At 68.5% G+C, this 15,868-nt stretch carries 15 protein-coding genes and 1 pseudogene; 14 read left to right on the plus strand and 2 right to left on the minus strand.

Features of this window, described 5'->3' with window-relative positions; all coding sequences use genetic code 11:
- Nucleotides 1–52 precede the first annotated feature (52 nt).
- A pseudogene (locus ACIRPP_RS05200) lies at nucleotides 53–1,419 on the plus strand (tyrosine-type recombinase/integrase).
- Between the two features lie 400 nt (nucleotides 1,420–1,819).
- Here the strand turns inward: ACIRPP_RS05200 and ACIRPP_RS05205 are convergent.
- Complete coding sequence (locus tag ACIRPP_RS05205) at nucleotides 1,820–3,355, minus strand: PIN domain-containing protein (protein WP_403638093.1); 1,536 nt, start codon at nucleotides 3,353–3,355, stop codon at nucleotides 1,820–1,822.
- A 242-nt stretch (nucleotides 3,356–3,597) separates the two neighbouring features.
- Between ACIRPP_RS05205 and ACIRPP_RS05210 the strand changes: the two genes are divergently transcribed.
- Nucleotides 3,598–4,386 (plus strand): NUDIX domain-containing protein, encoded by a 789-nt coding sequence (locus tag ACIRPP_RS05210; protein ID WP_403638095.1) that lies wholly within the window; start codon nucleotides 3,598–3,600, stop codon nucleotides 4,384–4,386.
- Here ACIRPP_RS05210 and ACIRPP_RS05215 read toward each other — a convergent pair.
- Nucleotides 4,370–5,377 carry an XRE family transcriptional regulator gene (locus ACIRPP_RS05215; protein ID WP_403638348.1) on the minus strand — a complete coding sequence of 336 codons (1,008 nt, stop codon included), beginning with the start codon at nucleotides 5,375–5,377 and terminating at the stop codon, nucleotides 4,370–4,372. The two genes, ACIRPP_RS05210 and ACIRPP_RS05215, sit on opposite strands and share 17 nt — an antisense overlap.
- A gap of 795 nt (nucleotides 5,378–6,172) precedes the next feature.
- Between ACIRPP_RS05215 and ACIRPP_RS05220 the strand changes: the two genes are divergently transcribed.
- The 12 genes from ACIRPP_RS05220 to ACIRPP_RS05275 all read left to right on the plus strand — a co-directional run bounded on the left by ACIRPP_RS05220 (nucleotide 6,173) and on the right by ACIRPP_RS05275 (nucleotide 15,853).
- Nucleotides 6,173–6,442, plus strand: a complete 270-nt coding sequence (locus ACIRPP_RS05220) for a DUF6284 family protein (RefSeq protein ID WP_403638097.1) — start codon at nucleotides 6,173–6,175, stop codon at nucleotides 6,440–6,442.
- The gene (locus ACIRPP_RS05225) at nucleotides 6,439–6,720 is read left to right on the plus strand and encodes a DUF6303 family protein (RefSeq protein ID WP_403638099.1); all 282 of its coding nucleotides are present in this window, start codon (nucleotides 6,439–6,441) and stop codon (nucleotides 6,718–6,720) included. Before ACIRPP_RS05220 ends, ACIRPP_RS05225 begins: the two co-directional genes overlap by 4 nt.
- A complete protein-coding gene (locus ACIRPP_RS05230; protein WP_403638101.1) occupies nucleotides 6,717–7,577 on the plus strand; it encodes a protein spdB in 861 nt (286 codons plus the stop codon). Before ACIRPP_RS05225 ends, ACIRPP_RS05230 begins: the two co-directional genes overlap by 4 nt.
- Nucleotides 7,577–7,927 carry an RRQRL motif-containing zinc-binding protein gene (locus ACIRPP_RS05235; protein WP_403638350.1) on the plus strand — a complete coding sequence of 117 codons (351 nt, stop codon included), beginning with the start codon at nucleotides 7,577–7,579 and terminating at the stop codon, nucleotides 7,925–7,927. The genes ACIRPP_RS05230 and ACIRPP_RS05235 overlap by 1 nt, the downstream gene beginning before the upstream one ends.
- Nucleotides 7,924–8,241 carry a hypothetical protein gene (locus ACIRPP_RS05240; RefSeq protein ID WP_403638102.1) on the plus strand — a complete coding sequence of 106 codons (318 nt, stop codon included), beginning with the start codon at nucleotides 7,924–7,926 and terminating at the stop codon, nucleotides 8,239–8,241. The genes ACIRPP_RS05235 and ACIRPP_RS05240 overlap by 4 nt, the downstream gene beginning before the upstream one ends.
- Nucleotides 8,242–8,347: 106 nt before the next feature.
- Nucleotides 8,348–10,465 (plus strand): ATP-binding protein, encoded by a 2,118-nt coding sequence (locus tag ACIRPP_RS05245; protein ID WP_403638104.1) that lies wholly within the window; start codon nucleotides 8,348–8,350, stop codon nucleotides 10,463–10,465.
- 207 nt (nucleotides 10,466–10,672) lie between these two features.
- A complete protein-coding gene (locus tag ACIRPP_RS05250) occupies nucleotides 10,673–11,137 on the plus strand; it encodes a hypothetical protein (RefSeq protein ID WP_403638106.1) in 465 nt (154 codons plus the stop codon).
- Between the two features lie 20 nt (nucleotides 11,138–11,157).
- Entirely contained in the window at nucleotides 11,158–11,340 is a 183-nt protein-coding gene (locus ACIRPP_RS05255; RefSeq protein ID WP_403638108.1) for a hypothetical protein, read from the plus strand.
- Between the two features lie 87 nt (nucleotides 11,341–11,427).
- The gene (locus ACIRPP_RS05260) at nucleotides 11,428–12,273 is read left to right on the plus strand and encodes a bifunctional DNA primase/polymerase (RefSeq protein WP_403638110.1); all 846 of its coding nucleotides are present in this window, start codon (nucleotides 11,428–11,430) and stop codon (nucleotides 12,271–12,273) included.
- Between the two features lie 2 nt (nucleotides 12,274–12,275).
- Entirely contained in the window at nucleotides 12,276–13,754 is a 1,479-nt protein-coding gene (locus ACIRPP_RS05265) for an ATP-binding protein (RefSeq protein ID WP_403638112.1), read from the plus strand.
- Nucleotides 13,755–14,223: 469 nt separating this feature from the next.
- Complete coding sequence (locus ACIRPP_RS05270; protein WP_156698646.1) at nucleotides 14,224–14,409, plus strand: AlpA family transcriptional regulator; 186 nt, start codon at nucleotides 14,224–14,226, stop codon at nucleotides 14,407–14,409.
- 64 nt (nucleotides 14,410–14,473) lie between these two features.
- Nucleotides 14,474–15,853, plus strand: a complete 1,380-nt coding sequence (locus ACIRPP_RS05275) for a tyrosine-type recombinase/integrase (RefSeq protein WP_403638113.1) — start codon at nucleotides 14,474–14,476, stop codon at nucleotides 15,851–15,853.
- Nucleotides 15,854–15,868 lie beyond the last annotated feature (15 nt).

The following is a 15,868-nucleotide window of genomic DNA, read 5'->3' on the forward strand; positions in this document are numbered from 1 at the left end:
CATGCCAATGGGGCCCCGCCGTTGCGGGGCCCCATTCGTAGGAAGGCCCTCGATGGGAAAAACGTACGACGTTCGAATCTGGTCTGTCCGACAGCGCAAGGACCGTGGACAGACCTCCGCGGAATTGCGCTGGAAGACGGGCGATACTCCGCACTCTCAGACGTTCCGCACCAAGACGCTGGCAGAGGGTCGCCGTGCCGAACTCCTGCGGGCGGCTCACGCGGGCGAGCCGTTCGACGCGTCCACCGGAGTGCCGCTCTCTGAGCTGCGGCGACGCAACGACGTCAATTGGTACCAGCACGCCCGCGAGTACATCGAGATGAAGTGGCAGCACTCCCCCGGATCCACGCGTCGGACGCTCGCGGAGGCCATGGCCACCGTTACGCCGGCTCTCGTCAGGGACACCATCGGCATGGCCGATGCCCAGACGGTACGGACGGCCCTCTATAGCTGGGCATTTAACGTGAGCCGTCGTGACCAGGAGCCGCCGGACGAAGTAGCCGCCGTGTTGGCGTGGTTTGAGCGGAAGTCCCTCCCAACGTCCTCTCTGGCCGACCGCATGCAGGTACGCGCCGCCCTGAACGCGTTGACCAAGAAACTGGACGGCACCACGGCGGCGGCGTCGACCATTCGTCGGAAGCGGGCCATCTTTCACGACGCTCTGGGTTACGCCGTTGAAGCTGGACGCTTGACGGACAACCCCCTACCGCAGGTTCAGTGGAAATCCCCAGAGCAGGTGGCGGAGGAACTGGACCCGCCTCCGTGCCGGACCCCCGACAGGCCCTCGCTCTGCTCAATGCCGTGCGCCTGCAGAGCTCTCGCGGGCGGCGCCTGGTCGCCTTCTTCGGCTGCATGTACTACGCCGCCGCTCGACCGGCAGAAGTCATCGGCCTACGCCTCCGGGACTGCGACCTACCCCGCCGGGGGTGGGGCACTCTCCGACTCCGGGAGACTCGCCCACGCTCGGGTTCGGCCTGGACTGACAGCGGCGAGGCACACGACCGGCGTGGGCTGAAGCACCGACCCCGGAAGGCGGTCCGCACCGTGCCGATTCCGCCCAATCTCGTGAACCTGCTCCGGTGGCATGTCACCGCGTACGGCGTCGCCCCCGACGGGCGGCTGTTCCGGACACAGCGTGGCGGACTCATCCAGGACACCGGATACGGAGAAGTGTGGGCGGAGGCCCGTGCCCGCGCGCTCACGCCCACTCAGTACGAATCACTGCTGGCCAAGCGTCCATATGATCTTCGCCACGCCGCTGTATCCACGTGTCTCAGTTCCGGTGTGGATCCACAGGAGGTGGCAGCGCGCGCTGGCCACAGCGTGGCCGGGCTGTTCAGGGTGTACGCGAAGTGCCTGGACGGCGGCGCCGCCACGGCCAATGCCCGGATCGAGCGGGCATTGAAGAACGGCAGTTAGGAGGCGTGGAAGCTGCCCCACGCCCGCCCCACACGGACTGGTCAGCACCCGAATCAGAGTGAGACGCACTGGGAAATAACGCCCGAAATGACGCTCTGGACTCAGTGAATGACGGAAGGGCCTGCGATCAGCATTGCTGCTGGTCACAGACCCTTTCGGTCGTGTGGCGGCGCCAGGATTCGAACCTGGGAAGGCTGAGCCGGCAGATTTACAGCGGGCCGGGCTCTCAGCCTCTGAGCTGGGCTTTCCCTCTGCGCACCTCGCTCCGGGGGACACCTGGGGGAAAGTGCCATCATCCGCCGTAGTCGAAGGTGAAGGTTCTCCAGACACTCTGTGGTGTCTCATCTGAGTGACTCATGAGTGCGTCCCGTACCTGTTCCAGGGCGCCTCCGTTCCTCTATCAGACGTCGGAAGCGTCTCCGTCTCCCTCTTCCCCACTGATCTCTTCGACATCACCGCCGTCGTCATCGAGGTCTGTCTGCGCGGCACTCAAGCGAAAAGATGAGGCGAACGCCGATGAATCAGCGATTCGCTTGAGCGCATTGACTGTTGGAAACATGCCCTCAAAGATCTTCGGATCAATCTGCGGACGCAGAGCATCCAAGATCTTAGGGTTGACCACCGGGCCGCCGAACAACTTAGGATCAATCTGCGGACGCAGACCGTCCCAGATCTTAGGGGAAACCACCGCACTGCCGAACAACTTCGGATCAATCTTCGGACGCAGAGCATCCAAGAGCCCTGGGTCGATCTTCGGACGAGGCAAGGATTCAAGGAGAGCGGAATCCACCAAGCTGTGACGCTGGAGCCCGGAAAGAGCTGCTTGAAGCGAAGCGAGAACCGATCCCTTCGACTTCCACGGCTCAAGGCCAGGATCATCAATCAATGCACCAATATTAGACACTTCTCCACTTACGGGACGCCCATACGAATCAAGCTCAATCAACCCCTGAAACCCGAGCTCCTTGAGCACAGTCGCACTTCGGTCAACACCGTCTCCCCGCTCGAAGCCTTCCGGGAGCTCTGTCGCCGTGTCCGCCAAGTCAAGACCGATCAGTGTTTCGGCAGTGAAGGAGAACTCTGCGAAAGCACCCCCTTGCTCAGCTACTCCCTTAACTTCCAGTTCAAGGCCCTGGACGCCTTGGACCGCCAGAACTTCAGGCTTCAAGGCGTCCAAGGGAAGGGCGCAGCGACGCGGCGAAACCAGCTTCTTGACGACTGAAGGGAGAACGGAAACGTTGATAAATTCCGCGATTGCCCCCCGCTGGAGGTTATCCTGCACATTCCGCAGATCGTCGGACGATTCATCATAGTGAGATGCGGCCAATGACAGCAGAAGGCTCGACAGGTCACTGAACCAGCGAACTCGACTAGCCGCACCCACCCCTTCAAGGTCCTCCAACAGGTCTTCATGGAGGTTGTCTTTTTCCTCATTTGCGAAGTCGGTCGAATTGTCCGTAACCCAGAATATGGTCTCTTCTGGACTGCTTTGCGCGATCTCCAAAATTAGGAGCCAGTTGAGGGTGTCCCGATATCCATCACCCTTCTGGTCACATGGCTTACGCCTCGAAGCAGCTCGCCTCGCTAGTTCCATATGAGGAACATCAGGCGGAGCCAGCACAGTGCCCCCCAGGTCCTCAATCAACTGAGTAAGGCGCTCCTGATAATCTCTACGCCGTTCCTGCAAGGTTCCCAAAAGGTCCTCGAATGGCTGCCCGAGGCCCAGTCGACCGGAATATTTCGTCGCGACCCTGTCAAGGGCGAGGGAAGCATGCCCAATCTCGCGTTCATAGCCCCCGACAGCTTCAGCAACGACAACCTCGGGAACGCGGATCTGCAACCCCCAGGCCTTACTGGCATGCGCCAACACACGCCAGGCAGTGCCGGAGCACGTGAAGTCCGAAGAGAACACTGTGGTATCAAGGATGACGATCACATGTCGAGTGTGACACCACATGGCCCGCCCGGGAGCTAGTTCAGCAGAGACGGGCGAGCGCCCGTGACGCGCCGGCTCTCGGCCGCCAGCCGAAGCGGCTCTGTCTCAACGGCTGGCGCCACGTCTTCCGAAGAGCCATTCCCCCCGCGCTCAGCTCACGAGGCATCCGGACGACCGGAGGAAGAGTGACCCATCCCCGCTACGCTGGTACGCACCACGTCAGAACGGAGAGTGCTCCGAGGATGGGACCGAAGACGACAAAGGTCTACGAGACGCTTCGCGCACGACTCGCGGCCGGCGAGTACGCCCCCGGCGACAAGCTCCCCTCAGAACGCGCCCTGGTGGAAGAACTCGGCATCGGGCGGACAGCCCTACGGCAGGTGCTCGCCCGTCTCGTCTCGGAGGGCCAGTTGGAGGTTCGCGGCCGAAGCGCGTACCGGGTGCCGGGCGCGGTGAGCGTTCAACGCCCGGAGGGTCTGGAACCCTGGCGCATCCACAGCGAGCGCGACGTGTACGACAACCGATGGGTCAAACTCCAGCTCTGGGACGTAGAGCCGCCCGGAGTGAAGCGGTTCGAGCACCACGTCGTGAGGCTTCACCATGTGGCAATCACCGCCGTCATTGATGATCAGGACCGCGTCCTGATGATGTGGCGGTACCGCTTCGTGCCGAAGCAATTCGGTTGGGAACTCCCCGGCGGCATCGTCGACGAGGGCGAGGACCCGGCGGACACGGCGCTGCGGGAAACCGTTGAGGAGACGGGATGGCGGCCCAAGTCGCTGGAACACGTGGTGAGCTATCAGCCCATGGTCGGCATGGTCGACTCGCCGCACGAGATCTTCGTGGGGCACGGCGCTGAGAAGGTCGGTGAGCCGACCGATCTGGAAGAGGCCGGCCACATCGAGTGGGTACCGCTGGCGGACGTTCCCGGGCTCATGGCCCGGGGGGAGCTGCTCGGCTCGGGCACCCTCGTTGCCCTCCTGCACATCCTGGCGGGCCGCCGTACTCAGGGGCTCACAACCGCGCACTGAGCAGGTCGACGCGACGACGCTGCCGGACCGATCCGGTACGGCCCGCCAACAGGCGAGCCTGCCGCAGGTGCGTGCTGGCGTCGTCGTACTCGGCTCGCGTGAGGTGAGCTTGTGCCAGGTCGGCGTGGAGCCCGGCACGGGCACGTACAAACGTCGGGTCCATGACTTCGAGCGCGCTGTAGAGGCTGGTGACCGCCGACTCCTCCCCGAGGAGAGCGAGCACGTTTCCTTGCCATCGGGCGAGATGGGCGCCGTTCAGGAAAATGCTCAGCATGTCCGGGTCCCGGTCCTCGGGACCCGGCGGGATGACGGCCAAGGCCGCTTCCAGCGCACGCCGACTGTCGTCCGGCATCTCGGCATGCGCGCACATCTCGGCTTCCGCCGCGTACAGCCACGCCCGCAGTCGAGCGGACCCGGACGGGCCGACGGTGCGCTGTGCGTCCCGCACCAGGTCGACGGCGAGCGCCGGCCGCCCCGCCTCGCAGAGCACGTACGCCTGCTCGCCCATAGCGTGGGCCAGGTACATCGGCTCTTCAGCGTCGCGAGCCGCCCGCTTGGCGAGTTCGTAGTGCCGCCACGCTCGCTCAACCGCTCCCGAGTCGATTGCCTGCCACGCCGCGAGAGTCGACGCACCGGCGAGCGCGAGCGCCACGGGTCGGCGTGTGCTGGGCAGCACGGCGAAGTTGAGCGCGTCTTCGAGGGCGGACAGGTGGCCAGTCATCTGGTCGACCAGGGCTGCGGCGCCCCGCTGTCGGTCCATGGTGCGCAGTAGTTCGGTCTGGTCGTTGAACGCCTTCACCATGGACTCACCGACGCTGCTCGCCGAGTCGATCCGGCTCAGCAGGTCGTCGTAACCGTCGGCGGTTGGCGCCGCCGGTAACGGGTCGGTGTCTCGCAGCTCCCCGTCCGTGACGCCGAGGAGCTGTCGCAGGACGCGCGCGTACCGGTCGGAGATGGTGCGCTTGCCGTTCTCCCACTCGGAGACGTACACCCGCAGACTCGCAGTCGACGCAACGTCCGTGAGGTTCCGCCGGGCGTACTGCTCGATCTCGCGAACCATTCGTTCCTGCGACCACCCGCGCGCCGTCCGCGCGCTGCGAAGTCCTGTACTCACAGGCGACCTCTCGACGTTGGTTTGGCTCGCACCACCTTGCCAGCATGGCGCACATCTCCGCAGGTCAACAGCCCTTAACAGGACGGATGTTAAGCCCTGTTGGCTACCGCAGGCCCTGGCCCAAGGGGTCTTCTGGAGATGCACCGCGACGGGGCGACCATCGCCCGAATCAGCGAACCACCTTGACACTGGTGCGCACCAGATGCACCCTGCTGGTGCGCACCAGATTCCAGGCTGGTCCTGGATTCGCGATGCGCGATGCGCGAGACGAACGCCCGGAGGGCTCCGTGAAACGGGCTCGAAGGAAGCGCCGGCTCTTTGACAACTGCATAGGTGGGCCCCGTCTCCCCGAGTCGAAAAGACGGACCGCGCGGCAGGAAGCCGCGCCCCACATGCCCCTGCGAACGCGGGAGGTCGGTGTGTACCGACGACATATCCAGGCATCGCCGGTACGGACCGGCCGGCGGTGCCGCGCAGTAGCTCAGCCCGGTCCCGCTCGCAGCATGGTTGCTGCGTCGGCTGCCTCTCCCGTCCGTCCGTTCCGCGTTGCGGGGCGTACGGGCGGGAGCGCGGGGAGCCGGATGTTCCGACTTCAACGGCGCGCACCCACCGGAGGGCCAACTCCGGTGGGTGCTGTTCGGGCCGTTCCACCTGTGAGAGGAACACGACCCAATGAACCCCATCGTCACTGCTCTGGACGCTGTTACCGCGTTCGCCGACTTCATGGAGCCGACGAACGCCGAGCTGGACGCGATCGAGCAGGAGATGCCGGTCATCCTGGCGGACGTCGAGCTGTTGGACGCGCACATCATCACGCTGGACCGGACGCCGACCGAGTTGGACGCCCGGCGCATCCGCCGGGCCCGCCGTCGCGCGCTGGCCGCCCGCGTGGCCCTGCTCAACCGCAGCACTGGCGCGAGCCTGCCCGGGGGTGCTGCGTGAGGACGCTGACGGCGCAGATGTCGAGCGACGGCGGCGCCTGGCGCCTGTACGTCGTGCTGTACGGCGAGACCGAGTGGCCCACGTTCCGGTGGGAGCGCTCGGGGCCGGTGCCCACGGGGGCGGAGCGCCGGGCGGCGCTGGCTGCCCTCGGGTACGAGGTGGCGCCGGGTGCGGTGTGGTCCTGGACTGAGGACAGCCGGGACCACGGCGACGACTCCACCCCGGTCCTTCTGATCGCGGCTGTCACGGTGCGCGGTCGGAACGGGGGTGCGGCATGAGGGCGAAGACTGTTCTGCCGGCCGTCGCGATGACGGCCGTGTCCATGGTGCTCACCCTCGCCGTCGTCGTCATGTGGCTCGGGACGGCGGTGCCGTGGCCCGTCGCCCTGGTCGTCGGGCTCGGCATCGACGGCGGCTGGCTGGCCACCCTCGCCTACGAACGCCGCCTCGCCGCCCAGGGCGACCACAACCGCGCCGTGACCGCCGTCGGCTGGTCCTTCGGCCTGGTCGCCACCGGTGTCCTCATCGCCCACGCCCTCACCGCGGAGGAGTCCGCCGGGGCGTGGCTGGCGGTGGCGTGGCTGCCGATCGCGGCCAAGGCCCTGTGGCTGGTGCACGCGATGTGGGAGCGCACCGCCCTCACCCCGGTCGCGTTGGACGCGATCCGGGGGATTCAGCAGGAGGCGCGCGACGAGGCGGCAGTGGCGCGCGCCCGGCTGCGGGCGGAGGCCGCGACCGAGGAGACGCGGCTGACGGCCGTGACGGAGGCCGGTGCCCGTGTCGCCCGCGTCCAAGCGAAGACCGCACAGACCCTCTCCGGGGCGTGGTCGACGCTGGAGACGGCCCGCGCGGGCGAGGAGACCGGTAGGGCGCTGACCAGTGTGACGGCCCGCGTCACGCCCGGTGTCACGCCCCGCTGGGAGCTCCCGGTGTGGGGCCCGTCCGAGCCGCTGACGTCCCGCTCGCTGGAGGCCGCACCGGCGCTGACGGATGAGGCACTGGACGTCATCGTGGATGAGATCCGCACCAGCGAGACCCCGGCCCTGTCGTACCGGGAGATGGCCGCCCGGTTCCGCGCGGCCGGGCACTCCGCGTCCGAGGTCCGCTTGCGGGCCGCGTGGAAGCGCGTGGCGTGATGGGGGCGCTGCCGGTGTTCCGGTGGCGCTACGCCCCGGACGGCTACGCCACCCGCCGTCAACTCCGCGCCCAAGGGCTACGCCCCGGCGGTCAGGACGTGGCCGCGCAGCTGGAGCGGCCCCGCCGTCGGCGGGGCCCGCTGGTCGCCTACCTCTACCGCGTCGACCTCGCCAAGCCCGTCCGGCCCATGACCCCGGCCCGCCGGGCAGCGCTCGCCAAGGCCAACGCCGCCAGGCGCCTGTGCCCGTCATGCCGGCGTGATGCCGGATACGTCATCCCCACCTCGCTGGGCACCTGCGTGCCCTGCGCCGATACCGACCCGCACGGGCCGGAAGGGAGCACCCTGTGAGCAACGCCGACCTGCGCCGCCTGGACCGCGAGATCCGGGCCACCACGAAGAAGCTCGAAGCGGTCCGGCGGGGTGAGTTGTGGCCGCTGAACAGCCACGAGCGCCGGGCGATGCTCCGCGCCGCCGCCGGGGGCGCCTACCGCACCCTGCGGGGCCGCGGCACCGGCCGCGCCGAGACGCAGATCGAGTCCACCGGCACCGCCGCCGAGATGCGGCTCACCGCCGAGCTGAACGCGCTGCACGGCGAGCGGCAGCGCCTGATCACCGAGGCGGCCCGCGCCAAGGCGGCCCGCAAGTCGTCCGGCTGGTGGTGACAAGCCCAGCCCCGCACGCCGGGGTGGCCGCCTCCCTGCACGGACCCGGCCACCCCGGCTCTCCCAAACTCCCGCCCCCATGGGGGCAGTCAGGAGCACTTTCAGCATGTCTGAGAACGTCGTCCACCTCCACAAGCACACCGACCCGCCCGCCGCCGACGCCCCGGCCGTGACCACACTGACCGTCGTCCCGGACGCCCCGCCCGCCCGGCCGGTGCCGCTGTGGGTGCGTTCCGGCCGCGCGGTGAAGACCGCCGTCACGCACGAGCGCACCCGGTCGGCAGGCCGCGCCGTCGTCCGGCACGGCCTCTACACCGTCAACGGCGGCAGGATCGCCGCCCATCGTGCATGGGACGGCCGCACCGGCTCCCGCTACGAACGGATGATCCGTGCGGCGGAAGCCGCGGGGAACCTGGAAGCGGCCCAGGAGTGGGAGGAGCGGTTGCAGCGCTTCCGGGCCGCCCGCCATCACCGCCGCATGGACCTGCTCCACTCCCCGGTCGACGCGGCCAAGGGCGTCGCCGTTGGCGCCGGCATGAGCGTCGGTGTCCTGGTCGCCCTCGGGGTCGCCCTGGCCATCAGCACCGGAAACGCCGGGGATGTGGTGACGCCGTTGTCGGCGACCATCGACTTCATCGCCTTACTCATCCGCATCGTGCAGATCGTGTGGGGGCCGCTGCTCACGGTCGGGCCGCTGCTTGCGCTGCTTGCCCTGTGGTCCGTTGGCCGTAAGCAGCACGCCGCCCCCCAGTGGGCCCTTCCCGCCAACATCCGCACGGGTGAGGGGGAGCCGATCACCCCGTCCATCGTCGTCAAGGCCCTCCGAGACCTCGGCATCCCCGCCCTGGCCCGCGCCATCAAGGAGATGGGCGACGCCGGCGCCTCCATGCTCGGACCGATCACCATCGCCGGATGCGGCGTGGAAGTCGACGTCACCCTGCCCTCCGGGGTGTCGACCAACGAGGTGCAGGGCAAGCGCCGCAAGCTCGCCGAGAACCTGACCCGGCACGAGCACGAAGTCTTCATCACCATCCCCCAGGCCGCCCGCACGGTGCGGCTGTGGGTCGCGGACTCGGGGGCGCTGGATGAGCCGATCGGCCCGTCCCCACTGGTCACGGACGAGACGATGACCGCCGACTACGCCAAGGGGAAGGCGCCATGGGGGCAGGACCTGCGCGGCGACGCCGCCGCCCTCTCCCTCTACCAGCGGCACCTGCTCATCACGGGTCTGTCGAACCAGGGCAAGACCGTCGCCCTGCGCTCGCTGGCGCTGTGGCTGTCGCTGGACCGGTCGGTGCAGTTCCTCATGGGCGACCTGAAGGGTGTGGGCGACTGGGCCATGTTCGACGGTCTCGCCTCCACCCTGATCCAGGGCCCGACGGATGAGCACGTCATCCAGGTGACCGAGATGGTCGAAGGGGCGGTGGTCGAGATGAACCGCCGCATCCAGGCCCCGCCCGGCACCACCTTCCCGCCGCTGATCGTGCTGGTCGACGAAGCGCAGGTGGCGTTCATGTGCCCGGCCAAGGACGAGGACAAGCGGCCGTATGGCGGGTCCAAGGCGAACTCCCGGTACTTCATGGCCGTGCGGAAGATTCACAACCAGGGCCGGGCGGTGAACGTGCTGATGTGGCAGGGCACCCAGGACCCCACCAACGAGAACCTGCCCAAACTGGTCCGCGAGGGCGCCCACACCCGCGCCTCCCTCGCTCTCGGCACCGAGTCGCAGGCACGTATGGCGCTGGGGGACAAGGCCGTCGACGGCGGCGCCGCCCCGAACCTGCTGCGTCCCGGCCTGGACCGGGGCACGCTGGTCGTCGCCTCCGACGGCATCACCATCCCGGCGGGGCAGTCGTCCATCACGGTGCGCACGCACTACATCGACGACGACGCAGCCACCGCGATCACCGACCGGGCCAAGGCCCTGCGCGACGGCGTCACCACCCTCCACGCCATCGACCGCACCGAGGAGCACGACCCGCTCGTCGACATCGCCGCCGTCATCGGCGACGCACCCCGTGTCCGCACCAAGGACGTCCTCGCCCGCCTCGCCACCCGCAACGCCGACGCCTACGGCGGCTGGTCGTTCCTCGACCTCAAGCGCGTCCTCGACGACGCCGGCGCCTCGCCCTACAAGTCCGACGGCGTCATGTGCGTGGCCCGCGACCGCGTCGCCCGCGCCCTCACCAACCGCGACACCGAAGGTTCCGCTTCCGCCGACTGACGGCAGGGAGCCGACCCCGCGCGGGTCAGGGAGACAGGGAGAACTCCCTACCCGCCTCCCTGACCCGCCTCCCTGACCCTGACCAGCATCTTTGATCGTCCAGGGAGTCAGGGAGGCACCCCATGTCACACCCCCGAACACCCCTCAACGGCGCCCCAGCAAGGGGGTGCCTCCGCCTCCCTGACCAACACCCGGAAGGGATTCCGCATGCACCCCGAACCTGCCCGCCACACGCCCGCCGAACGAGCCTTACCGGTCCACTCCCCGACCCCGATCACACCCGCCGCCGTCCACCCCGCGCCGGTCGTGCCGATGCAGCCGGGCCACGTGCCGGCGGTCGCGAGCATCGTCCTGCCGGACGGCCGTGTCGTGACCGGCTACGCCATCGAGCACCCGCAGCCCGCACCCGTCACGGCCTCGCCGCCCGTCTCCCGCGCGGCGGTGAACGTCGCGCTCGGAGGCGTCGGGTTCCTCGCGGTGTGCGGCGGGCTGCTGCTGCTCACCTCGTTCATCGCCGCCCTCACCGCGTTCATCAGCCAGCTCATCATCCTCGCCGCCGTCATCTTCGGCGGCTGGATAGCCGTCCAGGTCCTCAGCACGAGCAGCCACCGCGGCGCGACGACGGTGAACATCCGCAAGGCCACGTTCAAGCGCAACCACTTCCACGGCTGACCGGCCAGAAGGAGAAGTCCGTGTTCGACATCCGCATCATCTGCGACCCGGCCGACGAACCGGAGATCACACAGGCACTGACGGCCGCGTTCGACTGCGACCCCATCGAACGCCGCCCGGCCCGCGACGGCTACCGCGTCCGCCTCTACACCAAGGCGTTCCACCCCGACCCGCTGACCCCGGACAACAGCACCAACGCCTAGCTACGCCAAGGGCGGCCCCCCATTCCGCCAAGAACCGGGGCCGCCCTTGCCAACCAGTCCGCAACAGACCTGTTGGAGGCATCCAGCATGACTCATCATTCCTCATCCGCGCTGCTGTCGACGGCGCAGAGTCTGGCGGCATCCGGTGTGCCGGTGCTGCCCCTGCGCCGGGGCAAGGTGCCGTTCGGCAACTGCCAAGCATGCGCGGGCAACGCGTGCGGCGGCCGGCCGAACATGAAGACCCCGGGCCCGTGCCGGTGTCCCGGCGTCTGCCACGCGTGGGCCGCCGCCAGCACCGACCCGGCCGTCATCGTCTCGCCCGCGTGGGCGGCCGTCTGGCGGCGGGCGGTGTGCGTCGGCTACCACCCCGGCGGCGCCGGTCTGACCGTCGTCGACCTGGACGACGCGGACGCCGTCGCCTGGGCGCGTACCGCTCTGCCCGCTACGCGGACCTTGGCGACGACGCGCGGTGAGCACTGGATCTACCGGGGCGCCATGGCTTCCAGGAACGCGGTCCGCCCCGGCGTGGACATCAAGTCGGCCATGGCCTACGCCCGCTACCTCGGCCCCGGCACCGGCGCGATGGCCGACCTGCCGGACGCCGTGCGTGCGCTGACCGCCAAGGCACCCTCTCCCGTCCGCCCGGCACCGGCTACAGCCATCGGCGGCGGGGGCGGGGCGTGCCCGCATCGCACGCCGACCTACCTGGAACGCGGTATCGCAATGGCGGAGCAGCAGATCACCGCCGCTCGCGCCGGTGTCCACGCCACGGTCTACCGCACTTTTCTGGCGGTGCTGTCCCGGCACGGCCGGTGCGGCTGCCTCACCGACATCCACATCACGCGGCTGTTCACCGCCGCGCAGGCCAAGGGCGAGACCCTGCGGCACTGCGCGGATGCGTGGATCAACGCCCGCACAACGTTGGGGATGTGACCATGTCCGAGGACGACAAGACTCCGGCACGCGAGATCATCACCGACTACGCGCAATCGCACTTCCGGTACTTCCGCACCGCCGACGGCACCGTCTACGCGCAACGCAACGGCCACCCCGTGGCCCGCCCGATCCGCTCCCAAGGCACGACGGGAAGCCACCGGCAGGAACTCATGGTCGGGCTGTTCAAGGACGGCGTCGGCGTCTTCAACGGCACCGCGATGAAGGAAGCGCTCGACCTCATCGAAGCGCTCGCGCTGACCGAGGACGTCCAGCCCGTCCACATCCGCGTCGCCCCCGGATTCGACGGAGCCACGTGGCTGGACCTGGGACGGGCCGACGGGCAGTCCGTGCGCATCCACCCCACCGGATGGGACATCCGCACCCCCGACCCGCGGGAAGTGTCCTGGCGGCGTACCCAGCTCACCGGGGAACTGCCCCTGCCCGCCCGGGACACCGACGGCAAGGGCATCGACCTGCTGATGCGGCTGTGCAACTTCGCCACCGCCGAAACCGAGTGCCTGGCCATCGCCTGGCTCATCGGCTGCCTCGCCCCGTCCGTGCCCGTCCCCGCACCGTTCCTCACCGGACCACAGGGCGCCGGCAAATCCACCGGCGGGCGCATGCTCGTGCGGATCATCGAGGGCATGACCGGCGACCTGCGCCGGGCACCGAAGGATGAGGAGAACCTGATCACAGCGGTGGCCGCCGGGTGGGTCACCGCCCTGGACAACCTCTCCCACATGACCCCCGAACTGTCCGACGCGATGTGCTGCATCGTCACCGGCGCGGAAAACGTCAAACGCGCGCTGTTCACCGACGGGGACGTCTTCCGCATCGGCTACCGCCGCCCCCTGCTGCTGACCGGCATCGACGTCGGCGTCATCCGGCCCGACCTCGCCGAACGACTCCTTCCCCTGCGGCTGGAACGGCCCCGGGTGCGGCGAACCGAGGCGGAACTGTGGTCCGACTTCGCCGAAGTGCTGCCCGTCATCCTCGGCTCGCTCCTGGACCTCACCGTGCAGGTGCGGGCGGCTCAGGCGGACATCCCCACCGATCTGCGGATGGCGGACTTCGCGCACCTGTGCGCGCAACTCGACGCCGCCACCGGACTGGGGGCGCTGGCCGCCTACCGGGCCAGCCTGGACGACCTCAACGACGACGTCATCGAGGGCGACCTGTTGGCACAGACCGTCCTCAAGCATGCCGCCGGCATCGCCCCGGGCAGCGAGCAGCGGATGACGTCGGCCGAGTGGCTGTACTGCCTCACCGGCCTCTATACGGGCGAGGAATGCCGTCCCCTGCCCAAGGGGTGGCCGACCACCGGCAAGGTGCTCTCCGACCGGCTCAAGCGGCTACAGCCCACCCTCGCCGCCCGCGGCGTCCTCATCGACTGGGGACGCACCAAAGCATCCCGCTACATCGAAATCGCACGGCCCACCGCCGCACCGGCCACCACCGAACAGGAAGCGGCCTTCTGACCGCATCACTCCCGGCATCGCACAAGCAAGAGGAGCACCCGGCCCCGCGTGCTCCTCTTGCTGTTCGGCGGCGACGCCGCCCTGAGATGGGCGCGCCGCGAAGCGGCCCCTTTCTTCACTTTCTGAGCCGCGCCCCCACAACAGACACCACCCTCTTTGTCCTAAGGAGGAAGACCCTGCGTCACCTGCGTCACCCACACCCAGAAAACAGCCGGTGACCTGCCCAAAGACAGGTGACGCAGACCGCCGAATCCTGCGTCACCCCGCGTCACCTGCGTCACCCGGTGACGAAGCCATGCGTCACCGGTGACACACCCCCAACGCCCTGCGTCACCGCGAAACCGCAGGTCAGCACCACGAATGACGCAGATGACGCAGGTGACGCAGAAATCCGCACCTCGGACAGAAGCAGGCCCCTTGCTCGGGGTCCGCCACCCCTCCCCGCCCGACCTGAGAAGGAGTAGTTGCCTTGGCCGCCCCCAAGATGCTCAAGCTCCCGGAAGTGCTCGAAGAGATCGAGATGAGCCGCGCCGCCTTCTACCGCATGCGCGCCCGCGGCAAGGCTCCCAAGCTCATCAAGCTCCCCAACGGACAGCTCCGCTGCCGCCGCAGCGACCTCGACGCCTGGTGGTCGTCGATGGAAGACGCCGCCTGACAGACCACCCGCCCGCACACCAGACATGAGGGGCCCGCTCCCGGCGGGCCCCTCTGGAGTTTGTATGCCTCTCACGTACGACGTTCGTCTCTACTCCATCGAGATCCGCAAAGACCGGCCGAAGCCCTACCGCCTTCGCTGGCTGGTCGGAGACCGTAAGCACTCCAAGAGCTACACACTCAAGGTGCAGGCAGAGGGACGCCGCTCGGAACTCATGTCCGCCGTACGGCGCGGTGACCAGTTCGACGAAGAGACGGGGCTTCCGGTCTCAGAGCTGCGCGCCAAACAGAACAGCATCACTTGGTACGCGCACAGCCGCGCCTACGTCGACCGCAAATGGACGCAGGCCCCAGCGAAATCCAGGCGGAACTACGCCGACGCGCTGGCTACCATCACTCCCGCGCTTGTGAAGACAAGGGTGGGCATGCCGGACGCCGCACTCATGCGGCGGGCGCTCTACGGGTGGGCGTACAACCGCAACCGCTGGAACGAGACCCCGCCGGACGACGTTGCCCGCGCCTTGGCCTGGATCGCCAAGCACTCCATGCCGGTGTCCGCACTGGAGGATCCCGCGACCGTACGCCTGGCCCTGGACGCCCTCTCGCTGCGGCTGGACGGAAAGACAGCGTCACCGCGTACCGCCAAGCGGAAGCGTGCGTGCCTGAGTGATGTTCTGGGGCTCGCCGTGGAGGAGCAGTACTTCACCGTCCCGGTCAACCCGCTCGCGACCGTGAAGTGGACCGCTCCGAAATCGGTGGAGGCAGTGGACCCCGAGAGCGTCGCCAATCCGCGGCAGGTGCGCGCCCTCCTAACGGGAGTGCGCGAGCAGGGGCCTCGCGGGCGGCACCTGGAAGCGTTCTTCGGATGCCTGTACTACGCGGCAATGCGGCCGGCCGAGGCCGCCGGACTGCGCGCGGATCAGTGCCACCTCCCGGAATCTGGGTGGGGCATGCTCACTCTGCGGCAGGGCATCGTCCGGGCCGGACGGAGCTGGACGAACGACGGGGCGGCTCATGAGACGCGCCACCTCAAGGCCCGTGCCGAGAAGGATTCCCGACCGGTACCGATCCCTCCGCACTTCGTCCGCATGCTGCGGCAGCACATCGCAGAGCAGGGGACCGCGCCCGACGGTCGGCTCTTCCGTACGAACCGCAACGGCTTGTTACAGGAGACCGGCTACGGGGAGGTGTGGGCGAAGGCCCGCCGGGACGTGCTGAGCGAGGCAGAGACCGCCTCCCTGCTGGCCCGCCGCCCGTATGACCTCCGGCATGCCGGGGTCTCGTTCTGGCTCAGCTCAGGGGTGGACGCGATGGAGTGCGCCCGGCGTGCTGGTCACAGCGTCGCGGTGCTGCACAAGGTGTACGCCAAGGTCCTTGACCAGACCCGGGAGCATGCGAACAGCCGTATCGACGCGGCTCTCCGGGAGTGGAACGAACCGGAGTGACCATGCTCACCCCCG

It is taken from the genome of Streptomyces sp. NPDC101219, assembly GCF_044767675.1.
In the GTDB taxonomy this organism is placed as follows: Bacteria; Actinomycetota; Actinomycetes; order Streptomycetales; family Streptomycetaceae; genus Streptomyces.